Annotated in this window: 19 protein-coding genes; 9 read left to right on the plus strand and 10 right to left on the minus strand. The window is 68.2% G+C overall.

The annotated features are described in order from the left end of the window. Positions 1–77: 77 nt before the first annotated feature. Positions 78–1154 (minus strand): UDP-glucuronic acid decarboxylase family protein, encoded by a 1077-nt coding sequence (locus NBY65_RS24520; protein WP_150040896.1) that lies wholly within the window; start codon positions 1152–1154, stop codon positions 78–80. Positions 1155–1484: 330 nt separating this feature from the next. Between NBY65_RS24520 and NBY65_RS24525 the strand changes: the two genes are divergently transcribed. After that, positions 1485–1712: a hypothetical protein gene (locus tag NBY65_RS24525; RefSeq protein WP_150040895.1), complete on the plus strand. Its 228-nt coding sequence runs from the start codon at positions 1485–1487 to the stop codon at positions 1710–1712. An 18-nt stretch (positions 1713–1730) separates the two neighbouring features. On the opposite strand, the gene NBY65_RS24530 is transcribed toward NBY65_RS24525, so the two are convergent. Together NBY65_RS24530 and NBY65_RS24535 are read right to left on the minus strand one after the other, a co-directional pair. Further along, positions 1731–2276, minus strand: a complete 546-nt coding sequence (locus NBY65_RS24530) for a DUF4399 domain-containing protein (protein ID WP_239002786.1) — start codon at positions 2274–2276, stop codon at positions 1731–1733. Then, positions 2273–2674, minus strand: coding sequence for a DUF4399 domain-containing protein (locus NBY65_RS24535; protein WP_239002785.1), 402 nt, complete (start codon positions 2672–2674; stop codon positions 2273–2275). Before NBY65_RS24535 ends, NBY65_RS24530 begins: the two co-directional genes overlap by 4 nt. 264 nt (positions 2675–2938) lie before the next feature. Here NBY65_RS24535 and NBY65_RS24540 point away from each other — a divergent pair, with 264 nt between their 5' ends. Then, a complete protein-coding gene (locus NBY65_RS24540) occupies positions 2939–3688 on the plus strand; it encodes a hypothetical protein (RefSeq protein ID WP_150040893.1) in 750 nt (249 codons plus the stop codon). A 19-nt stretch (positions 3689–3707) separates the two neighbouring features. Here the strand turns inward: NBY65_RS24540 and NBY65_RS24545 are convergent, their stop codons facing one another. Next, positions 3708–5006, minus strand: a complete 1299-nt coding sequence (locus tag NBY65_RS24545; protein WP_150040892.1) for a hemolysin family protein — start codon at positions 5004–5006, stop codon at positions 3708–3710. A 190-nt stretch (positions 5007–5196) separates the two neighbouring features. Here NBY65_RS24545 and NBY65_RS24550 point away from each other — a divergent pair, with 190 nt between their 5' ends. Genes NBY65_RS24550 through NBY65_RS24560 form a run of 3 tightly spaced genes read left to right on the plus strand, consistent with a single transcriptional unit; the run spans position 5197 to position 6760 of the window. Continuing rightward, a complete protein-coding gene (locus NBY65_RS24550; protein WP_162530547.1) occupies positions 5197–5520 on the plus strand; it encodes a hypothetical protein in 324 nt (107 codons plus the stop codon). A 49-nt stretch (positions 5521–5569) separates the two neighbouring features. Continuing rightward, a complete protein-coding gene (locus NBY65_RS24555) occupies positions 5570–6205 on the plus strand; it encodes a bifunctional 4-hydroxy-2-oxoglutarate aldolase/2-dehydro-3-deoxy-phosphogluconate aldolase (RefSeq protein WP_150040890.1) in 636 nt (211 codons plus the stop codon). A 24-nt stretch (positions 6206–6229) separates the two neighbouring features. Continuing rightward, a complete protein-coding gene (locus NBY65_RS24560; protein WP_150040889.1) occupies positions 6230–6760 on the plus strand; it encodes a GNAT family N-acetyltransferase in 531 nt (176 codons plus the stop codon). 165 nt (positions 6761–6925) lie between these two features. Here NBY65_RS24560 and NBY65_RS24565 read toward each other — a convergent pair whose 3' ends face one another. Further along, on the minus strand, positions 6926–9091 hold the full coding sequence (locus NBY65_RS24565; protein WP_150040888.1) for a malate synthase G: 2166 nt from the start codon (positions 9089–9091) through the stop codon (positions 6926–6928). Positions 9092–9261: 170 nt separating this feature from the next. Beyond that, on the minus strand, positions 9262–10272 hold the full coding sequence (locus tag NBY65_RS24570; protein WP_203330483.1) for a LacI family DNA-binding transcriptional regulator: 1011 nt from the start codon (positions 10270–10272) through the stop codon (positions 9262–9264). A gap of 257 nt (positions 10273–10529) precedes the next feature. Here NBY65_RS24570 and NBY65_RS24575 point away from each other — a divergent pair, with 257 nt between their 5' ends. After that, a complete protein-coding gene (locus NBY65_RS24575; protein WP_150040887.1) occupies positions 10530–10856 on the plus strand; it encodes a hypothetical protein in 327 nt (108 codons plus the stop codon). Between the two features lie 394 nt (positions 10857–11250). Beyond that, on the plus strand, positions 11251–11526 hold the full coding sequence (locus tag NBY65_RS24580) for a hypothetical protein (protein WP_150040886.1): 276 nt from the start codon (positions 11251–11253) through the stop codon (positions 11524–11526). A 12-nt stretch (positions 11527–11538) separates the two neighbouring features. Here NBY65_RS24580 and NBY65_RS24585 read toward each other — a convergent pair whose 3' ends face one another. Continuing rightward, positions 11539–13311: a gamma-glutamyltransferase family protein gene (locus NBY65_RS24585; protein WP_150040885.1), complete on the minus strand. Its 1773-nt coding sequence runs from the start codon at positions 13309–13311 to the stop codon at positions 11539–11541. A 75-nt stretch (positions 13312–13386) separates the two neighbouring features. On the opposite strand from NBY65_RS24585, the gene NBY65_RS24590 reads away from it, so the two are divergent. After that, positions 13387–13824 (plus strand): nucleoside/nucleotide kinase family protein, encoded by a 438-nt coding sequence (locus NBY65_RS24590; protein WP_150040884.1) that lies wholly within the window; start codon positions 13387–13389, stop codon positions 13822–13824. Here NBY65_RS24590 and NBY65_RS24595 read toward each other — a convergent pair. Next, a complete protein-coding gene (locus NBY65_RS24595; protein ID WP_239002784.1) occupies positions 13808–14383 on the minus strand; it encodes a DUF1045 domain-containing protein in 576 nt (191 codons plus the stop codon). The two genes, NBY65_RS24590 and NBY65_RS24595, sit on opposite strands and share 17 nt — an antisense overlap. 101 nt (positions 14384–14484) lie before the next feature. Further along, positions 14485–15615 (minus strand): alpha-D-ribose 1-methylphosphonate 5-triphosphate diphosphatase, encoded by a 1131-nt coding sequence (locus NBY65_RS24600; RefSeq protein WP_150040882.1) that lies wholly within the window; start codon positions 15613–15615, stop codon positions 14485–14487. A gap of 495 nt (positions 15616–16110) precedes the next feature. Here NBY65_RS24600 and NBY65_RS24605 point away from each other — a divergent pair, with 495 nt between their 5' ends. After that, positions 16111–17616: a YifB family Mg chelatase-like AAA ATPase gene (locus NBY65_RS24605; RefSeq protein WP_150040881.1), complete on the plus strand. Its 1506-nt coding sequence runs from the start codon at positions 16111–16113 to the stop codon at positions 17614–17616. Positions 17617–17676: 60 nt separating this feature from the next. On the opposite strand, the gene NBY65_RS24610 is transcribed toward NBY65_RS24605, so the two are convergent. Beyond that, on the minus strand, positions 17677–17985 hold the full coding sequence (locus NBY65_RS24610; protein ID WP_250265739.1) for a hypothetical protein: 309 nt from the start codon (positions 17983–17985) through the stop codon (positions 17677–17679). Between the last annotated feature and the right edge of the window lie 118 nt (positions 17986–18103).

Here is an 18103-nt window from a genome sequence, read left to right on the forward strand (position 1 = left end):
TTGCTGCATTTTGCCTATGTGTATCACTTAAGGCTTGGTGCTTCTGTGTGCAAAAGCGAAAATTTCAAAAAATCGGATTATGTGAATTCCGTTTCGCGTGATGGACGAGCTTGCAATGGAAATTTTGTTGAAATTCTTTCAGATCTGATGATATTGACCTGACGCCGCTTAGAGGGTTGTGCGGCCTTGACTGAACCTTTGCTGAGCAGGCAGTCGAAATATTCAATCGTGCGCATTAGCCCCTCTTTCAGCGGCACTGAGGGTTGCCAGTTCAGCACCCGACGGGCCTGGGTAATGTCAGGGCAACGCTGCAACGGATCGTCTTGGGGGAGGGGGCAGGTAACGATGCGAGACCGTGACCCGGTCAGGGCGATCACCTGCTCAGCGAGGTCGCGCACCGTAACTTCATGGGGGTTCCCAATATTTATTGGCCCGATCACCTCGTCTGGAGTTTCCATCATGCGCATCATGCCGCAGATCAGATCGTCAACGTAGCAGAAGGAGCGGGTCTGGCTGCCGTCCCCATAGAGGGTGATATCCTCTCCCTGCAATGCCTGCATGATGAAGTTGGAAATCACCCGGCCATCACCAGGCTGCATGCGCGGGCCGTAGGTGTTGAATATCCGCACGACTTTGATGCGCGTCTTGTGCTGGCGATGATAATCGAAAAACAGCGTTTCTGCACAACGCTTTCCCTCATCGTAACAGGCGCGCGGGCCAAGGGGATTCACGTTGCCCCGGTAACTTTCCGGCTGTGGATGCACCGACGGATCGCCGTAGACCTCGCTCGTTGAAGCCTGCAGTACTTTGGCGCGTGTGCGTTTGGCTAGGCCGAGCATGTTAATGGCCCCCACCACACTGGTCTTGATGGTTTGCACGGGATCAAATTGATAGTGAACTGGGGATGCTGGACATGCTAGATTAAATATTTCGTCGATTTCGACATATAGTGGAAATGTTACGTCATGGCGCATAACTTCAAAATTTTCATTCGATTGAAGGTGAGCGATATTTTTATGGCGACCTGTAAAATAATTATCAATACATAAAACTTCATTTCCACGACGAAGAAGGCTTTCGCACAAATGAGAGCCAAGAAAACCTGCCCCTCCGACTACCATAATTCGCTTATTGATTAAGTTTTGATTTATCATCACATCACCATATGTTATTAACAGTCTATAGATTATTTTATAAACATGTCGCTCAAAGGCGACGCAATAATGCTGTTACTCGGTAACAAAAACTTGAGCTTTGTCTGCATGGGCCTGCGGCATTCGCGCAGCCTGGCGGTTGATATGCCTTCTGTGGGCACGCGCCATAGATACGGACAGGGCAGACCGGTTGGACGGAACGGCTTCGCCGAGATGGGGCGGGTCAAGATGGAGCTGACGCGGCCGTGTCCCGGCTCGTGGTGTAGCAGCCGTGGGTGGATGGCCTGCCGTAGCCACCGTCCAGGGGCTGGCGGAAGCGGAGGCCCCCCTGTGTCAGGGGAGTTGGCGCGCGGATGGGATGAGGCAACAGGGGGGCATGCGGGCTGGACGCCGGCAGCGCGGCTGGAAGCCCGTACGGTGGTGCTGGACGAGACGATCCGCGGCATCTGGTGCCAGCAGCACGGGATCTACGTCGCCGGCCTGCCAGCCTGGAAGCGCGACGTCATCGCTGGGCCTGGTCAGCCGCGCGGGGCGCGGGCCGTGGAGTCCGTAACCTGACCGGGTCCGACCCGCGCTTCAGCGCGCCGCAGCCGGAGCCTCGCCGGCGGCCGGCCCCTCGGCGCCGGGAAGCACGGTCACGGTGATCCGCCGCGACATCACCGGCGGGGAATGCGGCACATGGTCGCCGTCGCCCATGAGCAGTTGCAGCGTATGCCGGCCCGGCGGCAGTTCCAGCATTGTCTCGGTCTGGCCCAGGCCGAAATGCAGGTGGTTGCGGTCGTTCGGGATCGGCTCGTCCAAAGACGGCAAAGGCGTGTCGATCAGCAGGTGGTGGTGGCCGGTATTCGGGACATCGGTGCCGGCGGGGGCCACGCCGAAGTCGCGGGTGCCGAACCACACCTTGAATCGGCGGCCGCGGATCACCTGCCCGTCATTCGGCCAGCCGATATAGACATAGGCCCCTGCCGGCGCCGGGGTCCGCGGACGCATGTCGGCTGGCGCGGTGGCGTGGTCGTGCTCCGGCGCGGACGTCTGCGCCCCGGCCCCCGCGACGGCCAGCCCGCCCGCCAGGGCCAGGATGGCGCCCCAGGCCCCGCGCCGTGCCGTCCGCGCGCGGATCATGGCACCACCGTCACGGTGATCTTCTTCGAAAACAGCGGGGGATTGTGCGGCACGTGGTTGGTATCACCGAGCAGCAATTGCAGCGTATGCCGGCCGGGCGGCAGTTCCAAGCGCACCTCGGTCTGGCCGAGGCCGAAATGCAAATGGTGGCGGTCGTTGGGGATTTCCTCGCCGAGTGGCGGCAGGTCGGTGTCGATCAGCAGGTGGTGGTGGCCGGTATAGGGTTTGTCGACGCCGGCCGGGGCGATCCCGGCTTCGCTGAGTCCCATGCGCACCCAGAACTTTCCGCCGCTGATCACCTGGCCATCGCCTGGCCAGAGGATGTAGACGCGCGCGTTCTCCGGCATCGGCCTGGTCTCGGCGGCGCCGGCGAGGGATGCGGCCAGGACCGTGGCCATGGCGACGCCCGCGCAACAATACCTGGACATGTTCATTCCCCCGCGACGAGCAGTGCGGCCAATCTGATTCCCTCGAAAGATGAAGGTGCCGCGAGCGTCTTTTGCCGGGGATCACAGGGCGGCCTTGCCTCCGCCGCAATCGGAAACATGGAATCCGGCGGACGCGATCCCCACGAATTGATCCCTCTTTTTGTGATCCGCCCCACAGTGGGCGGCAACGGCGGCGCGTCGATTGGGTCGCATCAGCCAAAAGGGTGTCGTGCCATGCCCCTGTTGCTTTCCCGCCTGCCCGGGCTGTTGCGCCGGTGCATCCTGGCCATCCTGGTACTCGGCAGTGCTCCGGCCCTGGCGGCCGATGCGGTGCTGCTTGCCTCCACCGCGCCCGGCTACCTGCCAGGCATGGCGATCGCCGCCGCCGACCGGCTGGCGCTGCCCGAGGGCGCGAGCGTCACCCTGTTGTTCCGGTCAGGCCAGATGCTGCGCCTGCGCGGCCCGTTCGAAGGGGCGCTGGAGCAGGTGCAGCCGCAGGTTGGCAAGGCGTCGGTGCCGGCGCTGGCGCAACTGTTCCGGCTGCGGGGCGTGGATGCCTCGGTCATCGGTGGCACCCGCGCCACCGGCGGCGTGGACATGGCGACGCCGCCGCAGGACGTGGCGGTCGATCCGCAGCGTCCGGCCGTCTATTGCCTGGGTCCCTCCGATGCTGTCTGGATCCGCCGCCCCGTGCCGGAAGGGGCGAGCTATGTGCTCCGCCGGCATGTGGGGGGGCGGAGGCTGGTTTTTCCCGCCGGCGCGGACCGGATCGAATGGCCGGCCGACCTGCCGATCGAGGATGGCGACCGCTTCGAACTGCTGGTCGATGGCGCGGTGCGGGTCAGCTTCAGCTTCCGCATGCTGCCGCCGCGCCATGGCTCGGTTGCCGCCTGGGTCGCCGCCGGGGTTCTGGCGGGATGCCACGAGCAATTCGATGCCGCCCTGCGCCGCCTCGCCCGCGAGGCGGTGCCGCAGGCGGAATAAGGCGGCACCACGGCCCGGTCTATCCTTCCGCCAGCGGCTCGCGGCTCGCGCGCACCCGCGCCACCCGTCGCCCGTCCATCTCCGTCACCTCGAACAGCCAGCCGGCGAAGACGATGCGGTCGCCCTGGCGCGGCACCCGCCGCAGCAAGGCCAGCAACAGCCCGGCGATGGTGTGGTAGCTGCCCGCCGCCGGCAGGTCCGGCAGCATCAGCCGCTCCTTCGCCTCGTCCACCGGCATCATCCCGTCCAGCAGGTACGTTCCCTCGACCGCCTCGATGCCCTCGCCACCACCCGGGGCGGCGTCGTTGGCGTCGCCGATGATCGCTTCCAGCACGTCGGCCGCGGTCACCACGCCTTCGAAGCTGCCGTACTCGTCCAGCACCAGCGCCAGCCCCAGCGGATCGGATTTCAACCGTTCCAGCGCATCCAGCGCCGTCACCGTGTCGGGCATCACGATGGGCTGGCGCAGCGCCGCCCCGATCGACACTTCCTTGCCGTCCAGCACGCCATCCAGGATGTCCTTGGCCTGCACCACGCCGACGACGTTGTCGACGCTGCCGTCGCAGACCACGAAGCGGCTGTGCGGGGCCGATTTCAGCGTGGCCGCGATGTCGCGCGCCGGGTCGGTGCGGTCGATCCAGGCGATCTCGGTGCGCGGCGTCATGATCGCGCGCACCGGTTTGTCGGCCAGCCGCAGCACCCGCTCGATCATGTCGCGTTCCTCGCTTTCCAGCACACCGGTCTTCTCGCCTTCCACCAGCAACGCCTTCAGCTCCTCCTCGGTGACCGGCGGCGGCAGGTCCCGGTGCGCGCCGAAGATGCGCAGCACCAGCGCCGAGGACTTGCCGAGCACCCAGACGAACGGGCGCGAGACCCGGGTGAGCCAGACGAGCGGGCCGGCAACCACCGCGGCGGTGCGCTCCGGGGACCGCAACGCCAGTTGCTTGGGCACCAGCTCGCCGATCACCAGTGTCAGGTAAGTGATCGCGATCACAACCACCGCGAGTGACAGGCTGGAGGCGAAGGGCCGCAGCCAGGTCACCTCTTCCAGCGCCGGACGGACGAAATCGGCGACGCGGGCGCCGCCGAACACGCCGGAGAGGATGGCGACCACCGTGATGCCAACCTGCACCGTGGGCAGGAAACGCTGGGGATCCTCGGAAAGCTCCAGGGCCAGTGCAGCGCCGGCGACACCCTTGCGTTCAAGCACGGCGAGTCGGGCGCGGTTGGCGCTGACCAGGGCGAGTTCGCTCAGTGCGAACAGCCCGTTCAGCACGATGAGCAACAAAATGATGACCGAGTCGAGGACTGCTTCCATGACATTCCACCATACAACGCAAGGCGAATCCCGGCACCGGGCCAGGTCGCCGGTGCGAGCGCTGCAGGGGGAGTGATCAATTTTTAAGATGACTCTCGATTTTCTGGGCTGTTTATGATTGGTTAACTAATCCATTTTGGCAACACCGGGGGTTGTTCCCCGGCGGTGCCGTACCCGGCAGGAGCCCCGCATGGATCGGCCATCCGCTGTTGTCATTCCCTTCCCCCGGCCGGCCGAGCCCGCCGCCGCGCCATCCCCGGCAACGCCGGACCCGCAGCAGCGGCTGCAGGCGGCGCTGGTGGCGCTGCAGGACGCGCTCGGGGCGCAGCGTGAAGCCATCGCCGGCTGGCGCAAGGCGCTCGGCGACCTGCAGGGCAGTGTACACGGCCTCGGCAGTTCACTGAATTCCTACCAGGAGCGGCTCGGCACGCTCGGCACGCAGGTCACGGCGCTGAACACGCAGGCCCGCCGCCTCGAAGCCTGGGCGGACGGCGTCATCTCCCAGTCCCGCTAGTTTTCGCACCCCCACCTCCCGTGCCACTGTACGGGATGGAGGGGAATTCATGACCGAAACAAACAGCGATGTGCCCGGTCTGCTCGCGTCCTTGCGGGCCGCCCGGGTGGTCCCGGTGGTCCGCACCCGCAATTCCGCCCATGCCGCGACTGCGGTGCAATGGCTGCGCGAGGCCGGGCTCACGGTGTTCGAGATCACCATGACCATTCCCGACGCGCCGGCGCTGATCCGCGAGCTGGCCGCGGAGCCGGGAGTGCTGGTGGGGGCCGGCACGGTGCCGGATGCCCGCACCGCGGAGCTCTGCCTTGCCGCCGGGGCCCGTTTCATTGTCGCGCCCTGGGTCGATCCCGCCCTGGCCGCCCCCTGCCGGGCGGCGCGGGCCGCCCTGCTGCTCGGCGCGGTGACGCCGACCGAGGTGCGCGCGGCCCTGGCCGCAGGGGCGGATGCGGTCAAGATCTTCCCGGCCGCCTCCGCTGGCGGCCCCGGCCATCTCAAGGCGCTGGTCAGTGTGTTTCCACATGTTACTTTCTGCCCGACCGGCGGTGTCGATTCGGGCAATGTCGCGGCCTATATTGCCGCGGGTGCCGCCTTCGTCGGCATGGGCGGCAACCTGGTCGACGAGGCGCGCATCGCGGCCGGCGACAAGGCGACGATTCAGGCGGCCGCGCGGGCCATCCTGCCATGAAGGGCAAGCTGCGGGGCTGATCCGATGATTTTGCAGAGCGAACGGCTGATCCTGCGCCCGTGGCGGGAGGCGGACCGTGTGCCGCTCGCCGCGCTGTCGTCCGATCCCCAGGTGATGCGCTTCTTTGCCGTCATCCGCGACCGTGCGCAGTCGGACGCGTGGATGGACCGCACCCAGGCCCATATCGACCGGCACGGCTTCGGGGTCTGGGCCGCCGAGGCACCTGGCGTGGCCGATCTGATCGGCTTCGTAGGGCTGTCGACCATTCCGGCCGATACACCGGTCCCTGCCGGGGTCGAACTGGTCTGGACCCTCGCCGCCGCCTACTGGGGCCGCGGCTACGCGCCGGAAGCGGCGCGGCTGGTCGCCAAATACGGGTTCGGGCGGCTGCACCTGCCGGAAATCCTGGCCTTTACCGCCGCAGTGAACGCACCGTCGCGGCGGGTGATGGAAAAGATCGGCATGCGTCACGATCCGGTCGGCAGCTTCGACCATCCGCGCGTGGCGCCGGGCGTGCTGCGCCGCCACGTGTTGTACCGGCTGGCACGGGCCTGATCAAAGGAAAGGCAAGGGCTTCGCCCTTGACCCACCAAGGGCCACAAGGCCCTTGGATCCCATTCGCGCTGCGCGGCACAGAAGGGGTTCCAAGGGCCAAAGGCCCTTGGTGGAGGTGCAGGAGGCAAAGCCTCCTGCCAGGGTCCGGGGCAGCGCCCCGGCTGCTTACGCCTGAGCCTTCGCCTCGCGGCGCCGCGCGGTCAGGATGAACTCCGTATACCCGTTCGGCTGGCTGCGCCCCTTGAAGATCAGGTCGCAGGCGGCCTGGAACGCCACCCCGTCATAGCCGGGCGCCATCGGCCGGTAGGCCGGGTCGCCGGCGTTCTGCCGGTCTACCACCACCGCCATGCGCTTCAGCGTCTCCAGCACCTGGGCCTCGGTGGTCACGCCGTGGCGCAGCCAGTTGGCGATATGCTGGCTGGAGATGCGCAGCGTCGCCCGGTCCTCCATCAGCCCGACATCATGGATGTCCGGCACCTTGGAGCAGCCCACGCCCTGGTCGATCCAGCGCACCACGTAGCCGAGGATGCCCTGGGCGTTGTTGTCCAGTTCCTGCTGGATTTCCTCGGGCGACCAGTTCGGCCGGTCGGCGAGCGGAATGGTCAGGATATCCGAAAGCTTTGCCGGGGCGCGTGTCGCCAGGTCCTCCTGCCGGGCCGCGACGTCCACCTGGTGGTAGTGCAGCGCGTGCAGCGTGGCGGCGGTGGGCGAGGGGACCCAGGCGGTGTTGGCGCCGGCGCGCGGATGGCCGATCTTTTGCGCCAGCATGTCGGCCATGCGGTCCGGGGCCGCCCACATGCCCTTGCCGATCTGCGCCCGTCCGCGCAGGCCGCAGGCCAGGCCCACGTCGACGTTGTTGTTTTCGTAGGCGCCGATCCAGGCGGCGGCGCGCATGTCGTTCTTGCGCACGACCGCGCCCGCTTCCATCGAGGTGTGGATCTCGTCACCGGTGCGGTCGAGGAAGCCGGTGTTGATGAACACCACCCGCTCGCGCGCCGCGGCGATGCAGGCCTTCAGATTGATGGTGGTGCGGCGCTCTTCGTCCATGATGCCCATCTTGAGCGTGTTGCGGGCAAGGCCCAGCACGTCCTCGACGGCGGCGAACAGGTCGGAGGCGAACTGCACCTCGTCCGGCCCGTGCATCTTCGGCTTGACGATGTAGACCGAGCCGGCGCGCGAGTTGCGCAGCTTCCCGCCGCCCTTGAGGTCATGCAGCGCGATCGCCGAGGTGATCAGGGCATCGAGGATGGTTTCGGGCACGTCGGCGCCCGTCGCGTCCTGCACCGCGTCGGTGTACATGTGGTGGCCGACGTTGCGGACCAGCATCAGGCTGCGGCCGGGCAGGGTGACGGAGGTGCCGTCCGGGGCGGTGTAGACCCGGTCCGGATTGAGCCGGCGCTCGAACTCCTTGCCGCCTTTCTCGAAGGTGGCCGACAGCGTCCCCTTCATCAGGCCGAGCCAGTTCCGGTAGACCACCACCTTGTCCTCGGCGTCGACGGCGGCGACCGAGTCCTCGCAATCCATGATGGTGGTGACCGCCGATTCGATCACGACGTCGGCGAGCCCGGCGGCGGAGGTCTTGCCGATCGGGTGGGTGCGGTCGAACCGCAGTTCGATGTGCAGGCCGTGGTTCTTCAGCAGCACCACGGTCGGGTTGGCGGGATCGCCCTGGTAGCCGGCGAACTTGCCGGGCGTGACCAGCACGGTGTGCGCGCCCGATTCCAGCGTCACTTCCAGCCGTCCGCCGCGGACGGCGTAGCCGGCGACGTCGGCATGGCTCGCGTGCACCAGCGGCACGGCGGCATCCAGCACCTCGTGCGCCCGGGCGATCACCGCGGCGCCGCGCACCGGGTTGAAGCCGCGGCCGCGCTCCGTGCCGTCGTCATCGCCGATGGCATCGGTGCCGTACAGCGCGTCGTACAGGCTGCCCCAGCGGGCATTGCCGGCATTCAGGGCGTAGCGGGCATTGTTGACCGGCACCACGAGCTGCGGGCCGGCGATGCTGGCGATCTCGGCATCGACATGGGCGGTGCTGACCTGGAAGGCCGGCGGCTCGGGCACGAGATAGCCGATTTCCTTCAGGAACGCCGTGTAGGCCGCCTGGTCGATCGGCCGGGCCGGGTTGGCGGCGTGCCAAGCGTCCAGTTTGGCCTGCAGCGCGTCACGAACCTCCAGCAGGGCCTTGTTGCGGGGCCCGAAGGTGGCGACCAGCCGAGACAGCCCGGCCCAGAATGTGGCCGCGTCCAGACCGGTGCCCGGCAGGGCCTCGGTCTCGATGAACTCCTTCAGGGGGCGCGACACCTTGAGGTCGCCTGCCTGCGCATGACCCATGTGAGTGGTTCCTCCGTTCTCCTGGCGCGCTTATTGGTGCCCGGGGCCGGGTTTGTCGAGGGGGCGCACCAATGCGCTGCCCGCAAGCCCCGGCGATCCGGGGGGGCACGCGCCATTCTTCCGACGGCGCCGTCGGCCGGACAAGCCCCTCCCGGGGGGCAAGGCGCGGGTCAGGTCGTGGCCCGTTCGCGGATGCCGGCCGGGATCAGGATCCGGCGCGGCGCGGAGCCGCCGGCCAGGCGCGCCAGCAGGTTTTCCGCCGCCTGCCGCCCCATCGCGGTGCCGTCCACGCCGACGCTGGTGATCGGCGGCTCGCTGGCTTGCGCCAGCTCGAAATCGCCGAATCCGCACACCGCCAGCGTTTCCGGCACGGCGATGCCGAGCGCGCGCGCCTGGGTGACGGCGCCGAAGGCCACCAGGTCGGAGCCGCAGAACAGGGCGGTGCGGGGCGGGATCTGGTCGGCGATCGCCTGCAGGGCGGTGCGGCCGTCGCGGATGCCACTTGGCGCGGGCAGGATGCGTTCGGCCACCAGGACGCCGCCCCGCGCCTCGATCCGGTCGATGAAGCCGCGTCGGCGCAGCCGCGCCCGCGGGTCGCCCGCGGTCAGCACGGCGAAGCGGCGGTGGCCACGGGCGAGGAAGAAATCAGCGACCTTGGCGCCGATCTCGGCATGGTCGAAGCCCACCAGCATGTCGGTCGGCGTGTCGCTGGCGTCCCAGATCTCGACCACGGGCACGCCGGCATCCCGCAGCAGGCGCTTCACCTCCGGCGAATGCGCCGCCCCGGTCAGCAGCAATCCGTCCGGCCGGCGCGTCAGCACGGCGCGGATCAGCCCGTCCTCGGTGCCGGGCGTGTAGCCGGACAGGCCGAGCAGCACGTGGTAGCCGGCGCGGTGCATCGCATCGGTGAAGGATTGGACGGGCTCGCTGAACATCGGGCTGGCGATGGTCGGCACGATCGCCGCGATCATGCGGCTGCGCCGGCTCGACAGGCCGCCGGCGATCATGTTGGGCACGTAGCCCAGTTTCTCGATCGCCTCGCGCACCCGTGCGGCGGTGGTTTCCGACACACGCTCGGGCGTGTTCAGCACGCGTGAGACCGTCATCGGCGCCACGCCCGCTTCGGTGGCGACGTCAGTGATCTTGACCGAGGCGAAGGGGCCGCGTCGGCGTGCCGCCACGTGCATCCTCATTCGTTGTTGATCTGAATCTGAAGGATAATCCGCCGGGGTGGGGGCGGTTAAGGTGGCACGTCCGCTTCTTGCACGACCGAACCGACCATCCAGGCGCACATCCGCCGCCTTTCCCGATGATCATGCACGTGAATCCGGTATCCGGCGATGCACGGTGGGCTCACGGCAAGTTCACAACCCTTGGCTGTGGGAAACGCTACCCGGGCGGCAATGTCTGAATGGCCGAAACGACACGGGAAAGCCGCATGATTCGCCTGCTCGTCGTCCTGGTCCTGTGTGCCGTGCCGGCGGCCCAGGCGCGTCCCCCCGAAAACCCCGATCCGGAACTCGCGCCCTGGTACAACAGCCTGCGCCAGCCGGGCACCGGCATTTCCTGTTGTTCGATCGCCGATTGCCGGCCAGTTGATTACCGGGTGGTGCAGGATCGCTACGAGGCCTTCATCGCCGGCGCATGGCGCGCCGTGCCGCCGGATCGGGTGCTGCACCGCGAGGACAACCCGACCGGACGGGCAGTGGTGTGCTGGACTCCCACCGCCGGGATCATGTGTTTCGTGAAGGGGCCGGAAATCTAGCTATCCTTGCCGGCGGCAGGCGGCGTGTGAGGGCGCTGCCGTTGTCGCGCGACCGGTTTCCATGCTGGCTTCCACGGCGATGCAAACGCGCCTGCCGTATTTTCATCATGAAAATCGGGTATGGCCGCGCAAGCAATGGATATCGGTATTCGCCGCTACGAAATCAGCCGGATCGCGCGTGAATGCTGTGATGGGGTAGATATGTCACGACGCATCCCAGGGGTGGGATGTTGTCGGATCTGCAAATACTGCGGACCGTCATGAAACTCTGCCAGCGGGCAGGGGTGAAGTGCTGTCGCCTGCCATCTGTCGGCGCTTCTGGATTGCAGGGGATCCGGTCTCACGAAGCAAAGGGTTCGTATCAGGCGGACGCACGAAAGGGGGAAAGTTCCCGATGAACGTCTGGATGGTCGGATGCTCCGGGCCACGGGCCTGCACCCTCCTCGACCGGATTGCAGCGTTCGAGACCGGTCTCGCACGTCAGGCCGCGCGATGGCGCGTGGAAGACGACGCCGCCATGCTCGCGATGGAGGAAGAGATCCTGTCCGCAGGCGAGGAGGAGGCGTCGGCTTCCTCCCGGCCGCGGACATCGTCCGCCCGTTCCATCCTGGGCACGCTCGGCATCGCGGCAAGCCTCGTGCTGATGTGGCTCGGCATGCAGGTGATCTGACCCGCTGCCCCCTTATCGCCCGACGGCGTAGCCCTGCATCCCGCGCGGATTCGCGCCGGCGAACATCTGCCCGTCCGGCTCGAGCCGTGCCGCCGACAAACGGCCTTCGCTCCAGGGTTCGCCGATCTCGGCCAGGTGGCCACGCGCCTGCAGCGCCGCCAGCACGCTGGCATCGGTGCCGCCTTCCAGCACCACCTTGCCCGGGCGCGCCACGCGCGGCCAGAAACTGGATGGCCAGTGCTCGGTATGGAAGGACGGCGCGTCGATCGCCTGCTGGATGCCCATCCGGTGATGCAGCATGCGCAGCAGCAGGATGGGCTGCCACTGGTCCTGCTGCTCGCCGCCGGGCGTGCCGAGCGACATCCAGGCGCGGCCGTCGCGCAGCACCAGGCTCGGCGAGAGCGTGGTGCGCGGTCGCTTGCGCGGCTGCACGGAATTCGGGTGGCCCGGCTGCGTCCAGAACATCTGCCCGCGCGTGGACAGCGGGAACCCGAGCCCCGGCACCACCGGCGAGGAGTGCAGCCAGCCGCCGGAGGGCGTGGCGCTGACCATGTTGCCCCAGCGGTCGATCACGTCGAGATGGCAGGTATCGCCGCCCACCACGCCGAGTCGCCCGACGGTGGGCTCGCCCGCGCCGGCATTGCCGAGCAGCGCGGCGCGGCCGGCCGCGTCGTGGTCCACACGCGGCGTGAAGCCCGGCACATGGCCCGGCCGAAGTTCCAGGGAGGCTTGCTCGCCGACCAGCCTGCGCCGCTCGTCGTTGTAGGCGCGCGAGAGCAGGGTCCCGAGCGGCACCTGCACGAAATCGGGGTCGCCGTAATAGGCCTCGCGGTCGGCGAAGGCGAGCTTGAGGCATTCCACCACGACATGCACGAACTCCGCCCCCAGCGGGTCCATGGCGCCGATGTCGAATCCCTCGGCCAGGGCGAGGAACTGCAGAAAGGCGGGGCCCTGGCTCCAGGGACCGCATTTCAGCAGCCGGTGGCCGTGATAGTCGAACCCGACCGGCGCTTCGACCGGGGCGGCCCAGCGTGCCATGTCATCGCCGGTCAGCAGGCCGCGGTGATGCCGGCCCGAGCAGTCCAGCACGTCGGTGTCGCGGTAATAGCGGTCCACCGCCTCGGCGACGAAGCCACGGTAGAAGGCATTGCGCACGGCATCGATGCGCGCCTCGCGGTTGGGGCCGACGGCGCAGGCGCACAGCCGTTCCCAGGTCGCGGCCAGCGCCGGGCGGCGCAGCAGGCTGCCGGGGGCGGGCACCTCGCCGCCGGGCAGGAACACCTCGGCGCTGGTGCCCCAGGCTTCCAGCAACGGCTGCGCATGCAGGATGGTGGCGCTGATGCGCGGCACGACATGCACGCCTTTCTCCGCGTAGCCCAGCGCATAGGCGAGCACGTCAGCGAATTCCCAGGTTCCCCATTCGCGCAGCAGGGTGCACCAGGCATCGAAGGCCCCCGGCACCACCGCGGGCAGCAGCCCGGTGCCCGGCACCAGGTCGAGCCCGAGTGCGGCGAATCGCTCCGGCGTCGCCGCGTCGGGGGCCACGCCCTGGCCGCAGACGACGTGCTGGGTGCCGGCGGTTGCGTCGTGCAGCAGGATCGGCGCGTCGCCGCCCGGTCCGTTCAGGTGCGGCTCGGCGACCTGCAGGGTGAAACCGGCGGCGACCGCGGCATCGAAGGCATTGCCGCCGCGTTCGAGCACCGCCATGCCGACCTGGCTCGCGATCCAATGCGTGGAGGTGACCACGCCGAAGGTGCCGGCGATCTCGGGCCGTGTCGTGAACATCCGTATTGCGTTCCCGCTCTGTATCCGCCACAGCCTAGCGGCCGAAGGCACAGTGTCAAAACGAAGGGGCGGCGCATGCTGGTCCTGGTGATCGGCCCTTCGGGAGAGAGCGGGACGGCGCTGCTCGCCGGGGTGCGGGCGGCACTGGCCGGTGATGATCGCTTCAGCTTTCCGCGCCCGCAGATCACCCGCCGGGCGAGCGGGAACCCCGACAGCCACGAACCGGTCGATCGCGAAAGCTTCGAGCTGCGCCGTGCCGTCGGCGCCTATGCCATGAGCTGGCAGGAAGACGGCATCCGCTACGGCATTCCCGCCGAGATCGCGCTCGATCTCGATCTCGGCCATATCGTGGTGATTGCCGCCGCGCACGCCGTCATCGCCGAGGCATCGCGCCGGTTCCGCGTGTCCGTGCTGGAGAGCGCGGCGGCCTCGCCGGACGCCGTCGCCACGCTGGTGGCGGAACTGCGCCTGCTGGCGCGCCAGCTCGACTCCGTGGTCAGCCTGCCAGGCTGATCCGCGCGTCCAGGATGAAGGCTGCGCCTGGTGTGGGCTGGGCGAACAGGCAGATCTCGCTCACCCGCCGCGGCAGGGCCAGGACATCGGCGAAATGCGCCTCCGCCGCCGGACGGTAAAGCGCGTGCTCGGCCGAAGACAGGCGCCGGGTCAGGGTCAGGTGGAAGAACCAGGTGGCGAACACATAGGGATAGCCCCAGCGCCGCAGGTTGGCCTCCGCGGCGGGCGGCAGGCCGGAGCCACGGCGGCGGGCCAGTTCCGCCGCGTCCGGGGGCGCGCGCAGGGGATCGGCCCAGGCCACGGCGGCATCGGCCAGCGCCTGCAAAGGCGGGCAGGGGCGGCTCTCGCGCAGGGCCAGGAAGCCGTGCGGCGCGGCTACTTCAAGCGGCGGCAGGTCGAAGGCGGGGGCCGCGGCGGCGATCGCCCGTGCCACGGCCAGCAGATCATCCCGCCCGGCACCGTCGCGCAGCCGCATCGGCGGCTTCAGCGTGGCATGGAAGCCGTAGAGCCGCGGTTCCGCTGTGACGGCGGCGATGTCCGGCAGGTCGGGCTGCGCCACCGCCGCATCGGCTTCCGGGTCGCGCCCCAGCCAGGCGGCCGCAAGGGCCCAGAGCGGATCCGTTGGTGCCGGGGCGTAATAAAGGGCGTAGCGCGCGCAGATTATGCCACTCGCTCCCCCGCCCGCCAGACCTGTCGCACCACCGGCAGCCCGTCATGCATGCGCACCCGCACCAGATCGGCCCGCAGGCCCGGTTCGATCCGGCCGCGATCGGGCAGCCGGCACAGCCGGGCCGGCCGGTCGGTCACCAGTGCCACCGACTCCGCCAGCCCAAGCCCGATCTCCGAACAGGTCAGGAATGCCGCCTCCACCAGCGAGGCCGGCACGTAGTCGCTGGCATAGGCGTCCACCACGTCCGCACGCACCAGCGCCGCCGCCGCCACGTTGCCGGAATGGCTGCCGCCGCGCACGACATTGGGGGCGCCGGCGATCACGGCGATGTCGCGCTGCCGCGCCGCGCGGGCGGCCTCCAGGCTCACCGGGAACTCGCTGATCAGGACGCCGTCCGCCAGGTTTTCCTCGATTTCCGCCTCGGTGCGGTCGTCGTGGCTGGCCAGCGGCACGTCCAGATGGGCGACCCGGGCCAGCAGGGCGCGGCGATTGGGGGTGCGGTGGCGCGCCCGCTGCTCGGCCAGCTCGGCGATGCGGCGCTCGATGGTGGCATCGTCCATCCCGTCCCGCCGGCGCATCCGCCGGTAGCGTTCGAGATCGGCGTACTGGCCCACCCCGGGGCTGTGGTCCATCAGGCTGATCATGCGCACGCGCGGATGCTCCACCACCGGCTCGGCCAGCGTGATCACCTCGGGCGCCGGCAGCTCGCAGCGCAGGTGCAGGAAATGCTCGCTCCGGAGCAGCCCGGTCCCGCCCAGCGCGTCGAGGTCGGCCACGCCTTCCTGGAAGGTGCGGATCCGGTCCGGCTCGAAGCCGAGATCGCCGATGCACAGCGCATCCAGCACCGTGGTCACGCCCGCGGCGGCGCAGTGCGCGTCATGGGCGAGCAGCGCCGAGCGCGACGGCCAGCGCGCATTGTTGCGCGGCTGCACCTGGCGTTCGAGATTGTCGGTGTGCACGTCGACCACGCCCGGGATCAGGAAATCGCCGTCCAGGTCCCGCGCCGCGGCCGAGCGGCTGCGGCCTTCGGACACGGCGACGATGCGGGCGCCGTCGAGCGCCACGGTTCCCGCGATGATCGCATCGGGCAGGACGATGCGGGCATTGGTCAGGATGGTCATGCATTGTTCCGGATGGAGGGGGCGCCACGCCAAGGGTCGACGACCTGATCGTGTCCCGCGGTGTCGGGGAGAAGCCTCGCCATGGCAATCCCTATCGGCTGCCCACCGGCAGGCTGTCCATTCCGAACGAGTGATAAAAGGCGAAATTGCAACAAATTGAACGCAAACACGTCAGCAGATCAGCCGCGACGACAGGCGGGGCAGGGCAACCCTTGCGGGCGAAATCCATTTCCCTCGGTCAAACAGTGTCAGTATATGAGAAGATAAGCAAAATCAATTCATTTTGCCGATTGTATCCGTATCACCCGGCCTCGCCTCATGGGCATTCAGGGTCAGGCAAGGGCCCTGTCCTTGCCCCGGCATGGTTGGCCGGCCTGCATTCGCGCGATGGCCACAAGGCCCCCTTGGTCCACTTCGCGGCCCAGGCCCATTCGCACGGCACGGCAATGATTAACTAATTCCAAAATCGTATCGATATGCCATGCTGGCCGCGCAATGACCATCGCGCGCGTCCAGTGCTTTACCTTCTCCGGCATCGAGGCGGTGCCTGTGGAAGTGCAGGTTCAGATCTCCCGCGGCCTCCCGGCCTTCCTGGTGGTGGGGCTTGCCGACAAGGCCGTTGCCGAGGCGCGCGAGCGGGTGCGGGCCGCGCTCAGCGCCATGGGCCTGTCCTTGCCGCCCAAGCGCGTGCTGATCAATCTGGCCCCGGCCGACCTGCTCAAGGAAGGCAGCCATTTCGACCTGCCGATCGCGCTGGCCGTGCTCGCCGCCATGGAGGTGCTGCCGCGCGAGGAGGTCGGCGAGTATGCGGCGCTGGGCGAGCTGTCGCTGGATGGATCGCTGAACCCGGTGGCCGGGGTGCTGCCCGCGGCGATCGGTGCCTCGGCGCTGGGGCTCGGGCTGGTCTGCCCGGCCGCGCAGGGCGGCGAGGCGGCCTGGGCTGGCGACATTCGCGTGCTCGCCGCCCCGGACCTGCTGGGCATCGTCAATCACTTCAAGGGTCTGCAGGTGCTGAGCCCGCCGGAGCTGGCTGGTCGCGCCCCTGCTTCCGCCGCCCCCGACCTCGCGGAGGTGCGCGGGCTGGAGACGGCGCGGCGTGCGCTGGAGATCGCCGCCGCCGGAGCGCATAACCTTTTGTTCGTGGGTCCGCCGGGCAGCGGCAAGTCGATGTTGGCCGCCCGCCTGCCTGGCCTGTTGCCTGACCTCTCGCCGCTGGAGGCGCTGGAGGTATCGATGATCCATTCGGTGGCCGGCATCCTCGACGGCGGCCGGCTGGTCATGCGCCCGCCCTTCCGCGACCCGCATCACTCTGCCTCCCAGGCGGCGTTGACCGGTGGCGGCCATCGCGCCCGGCCCGGAGAGATCAGCCTTGCCCACCGGGGCGTGCTGTTCCTCGACGAATTGCCGGAATTCCCACGGGCAACGCTGGAAGCGCTGCGCCAGCCGATGGAAACCGGCCGCACCACGGTCTCGCGCGCCAGCGCCCATGTCACCTATCCCGCCCGTTTCCAACTGATCGCCGCGATGAACCCGTGCCGCTGCGGCTATCTTGGCAATGCCGCGCGTGAATGCGGGCGTGCTCCACGCTGCGGCGAGGAGTACCGGATGCGCATCAGCGGGCCGCTGCTTGATCGCATCGACCTGGTGGTGGAGGTGGAAGCGGCTTCCCCCGCCGCGCTCTCACGCGCGCCGCCCGGCGAGGCGAGTGGCCCCGTCGCCACCCGGGTGGCAGCCGCGCGGGAGCGTCAGCGGGTACGTGCCGGAACGGCGGGACCCGTCACCAATGCCGAGGCGGATGCAACGCAATTCGCCCTGGTGCCAGAGGCGCGGACGCTGGCCGAACAGGCGGCGGAGCGCCTGGGCCTGTCGAACCGTGGTTTCATCCGTACACTGCGGGTCGCTCGCAGCATTGCCGATCTGGCTGGTGCCGAGGCAATCCGGCGCACCGACATTGCCGAGGCACTGGCCTACCGTCCGCGCATATCGGAGCGACGGGGATAGAAGGCATGCCTGCGCAGTCCTCCCATCGCCACGCTGGGTCCGTGGGACAGCCAGGTTATGTCAATAGGGAACGCATGCCGTCGTGGCGAGGAGATCCTTCACCAGTGACAAGGCCAGGCGGTGTTCGCGCTCGAGCGAGTTGTCGGGGATGTACTCGCAGATCGCCGTGCGCAGCACATCGGCTTTGGCACGAACCCCGGCAAGGGTCTGGGCGGGCGTATCGATGATGCGGGTGACGAGCCTGTTCCATTCCTCGCTGGCGGCTTCCCCGTCGGTGTCGTCGGTCTGGTCGGCGCTCCACTGGTCCATCACTGCCTGGGCGGCCCCCAGATCGGCACAGAGCAACAGCAAGTCTGCATCGGGATGCACAGCAGCGTGCACACTCCTGTGCGCACTCGTGTGCAACGAATGAAAGTCCGATACACTCATGAATTCCGTTCCTCAGGATCTGGTTAGGCTCGGGGCAGAAATGTCTTGCCGCTTCGGC

This window comes from Rhodovastum atsumiense (genome assembly GCF_937425535.1).
Lineage (GTDB): Bacteria > Pseudomonadota > Alphaproteobacteria > Acetobacterales > Acetobacteraceae > Rhodovastum > Rhodovastum atsumiense.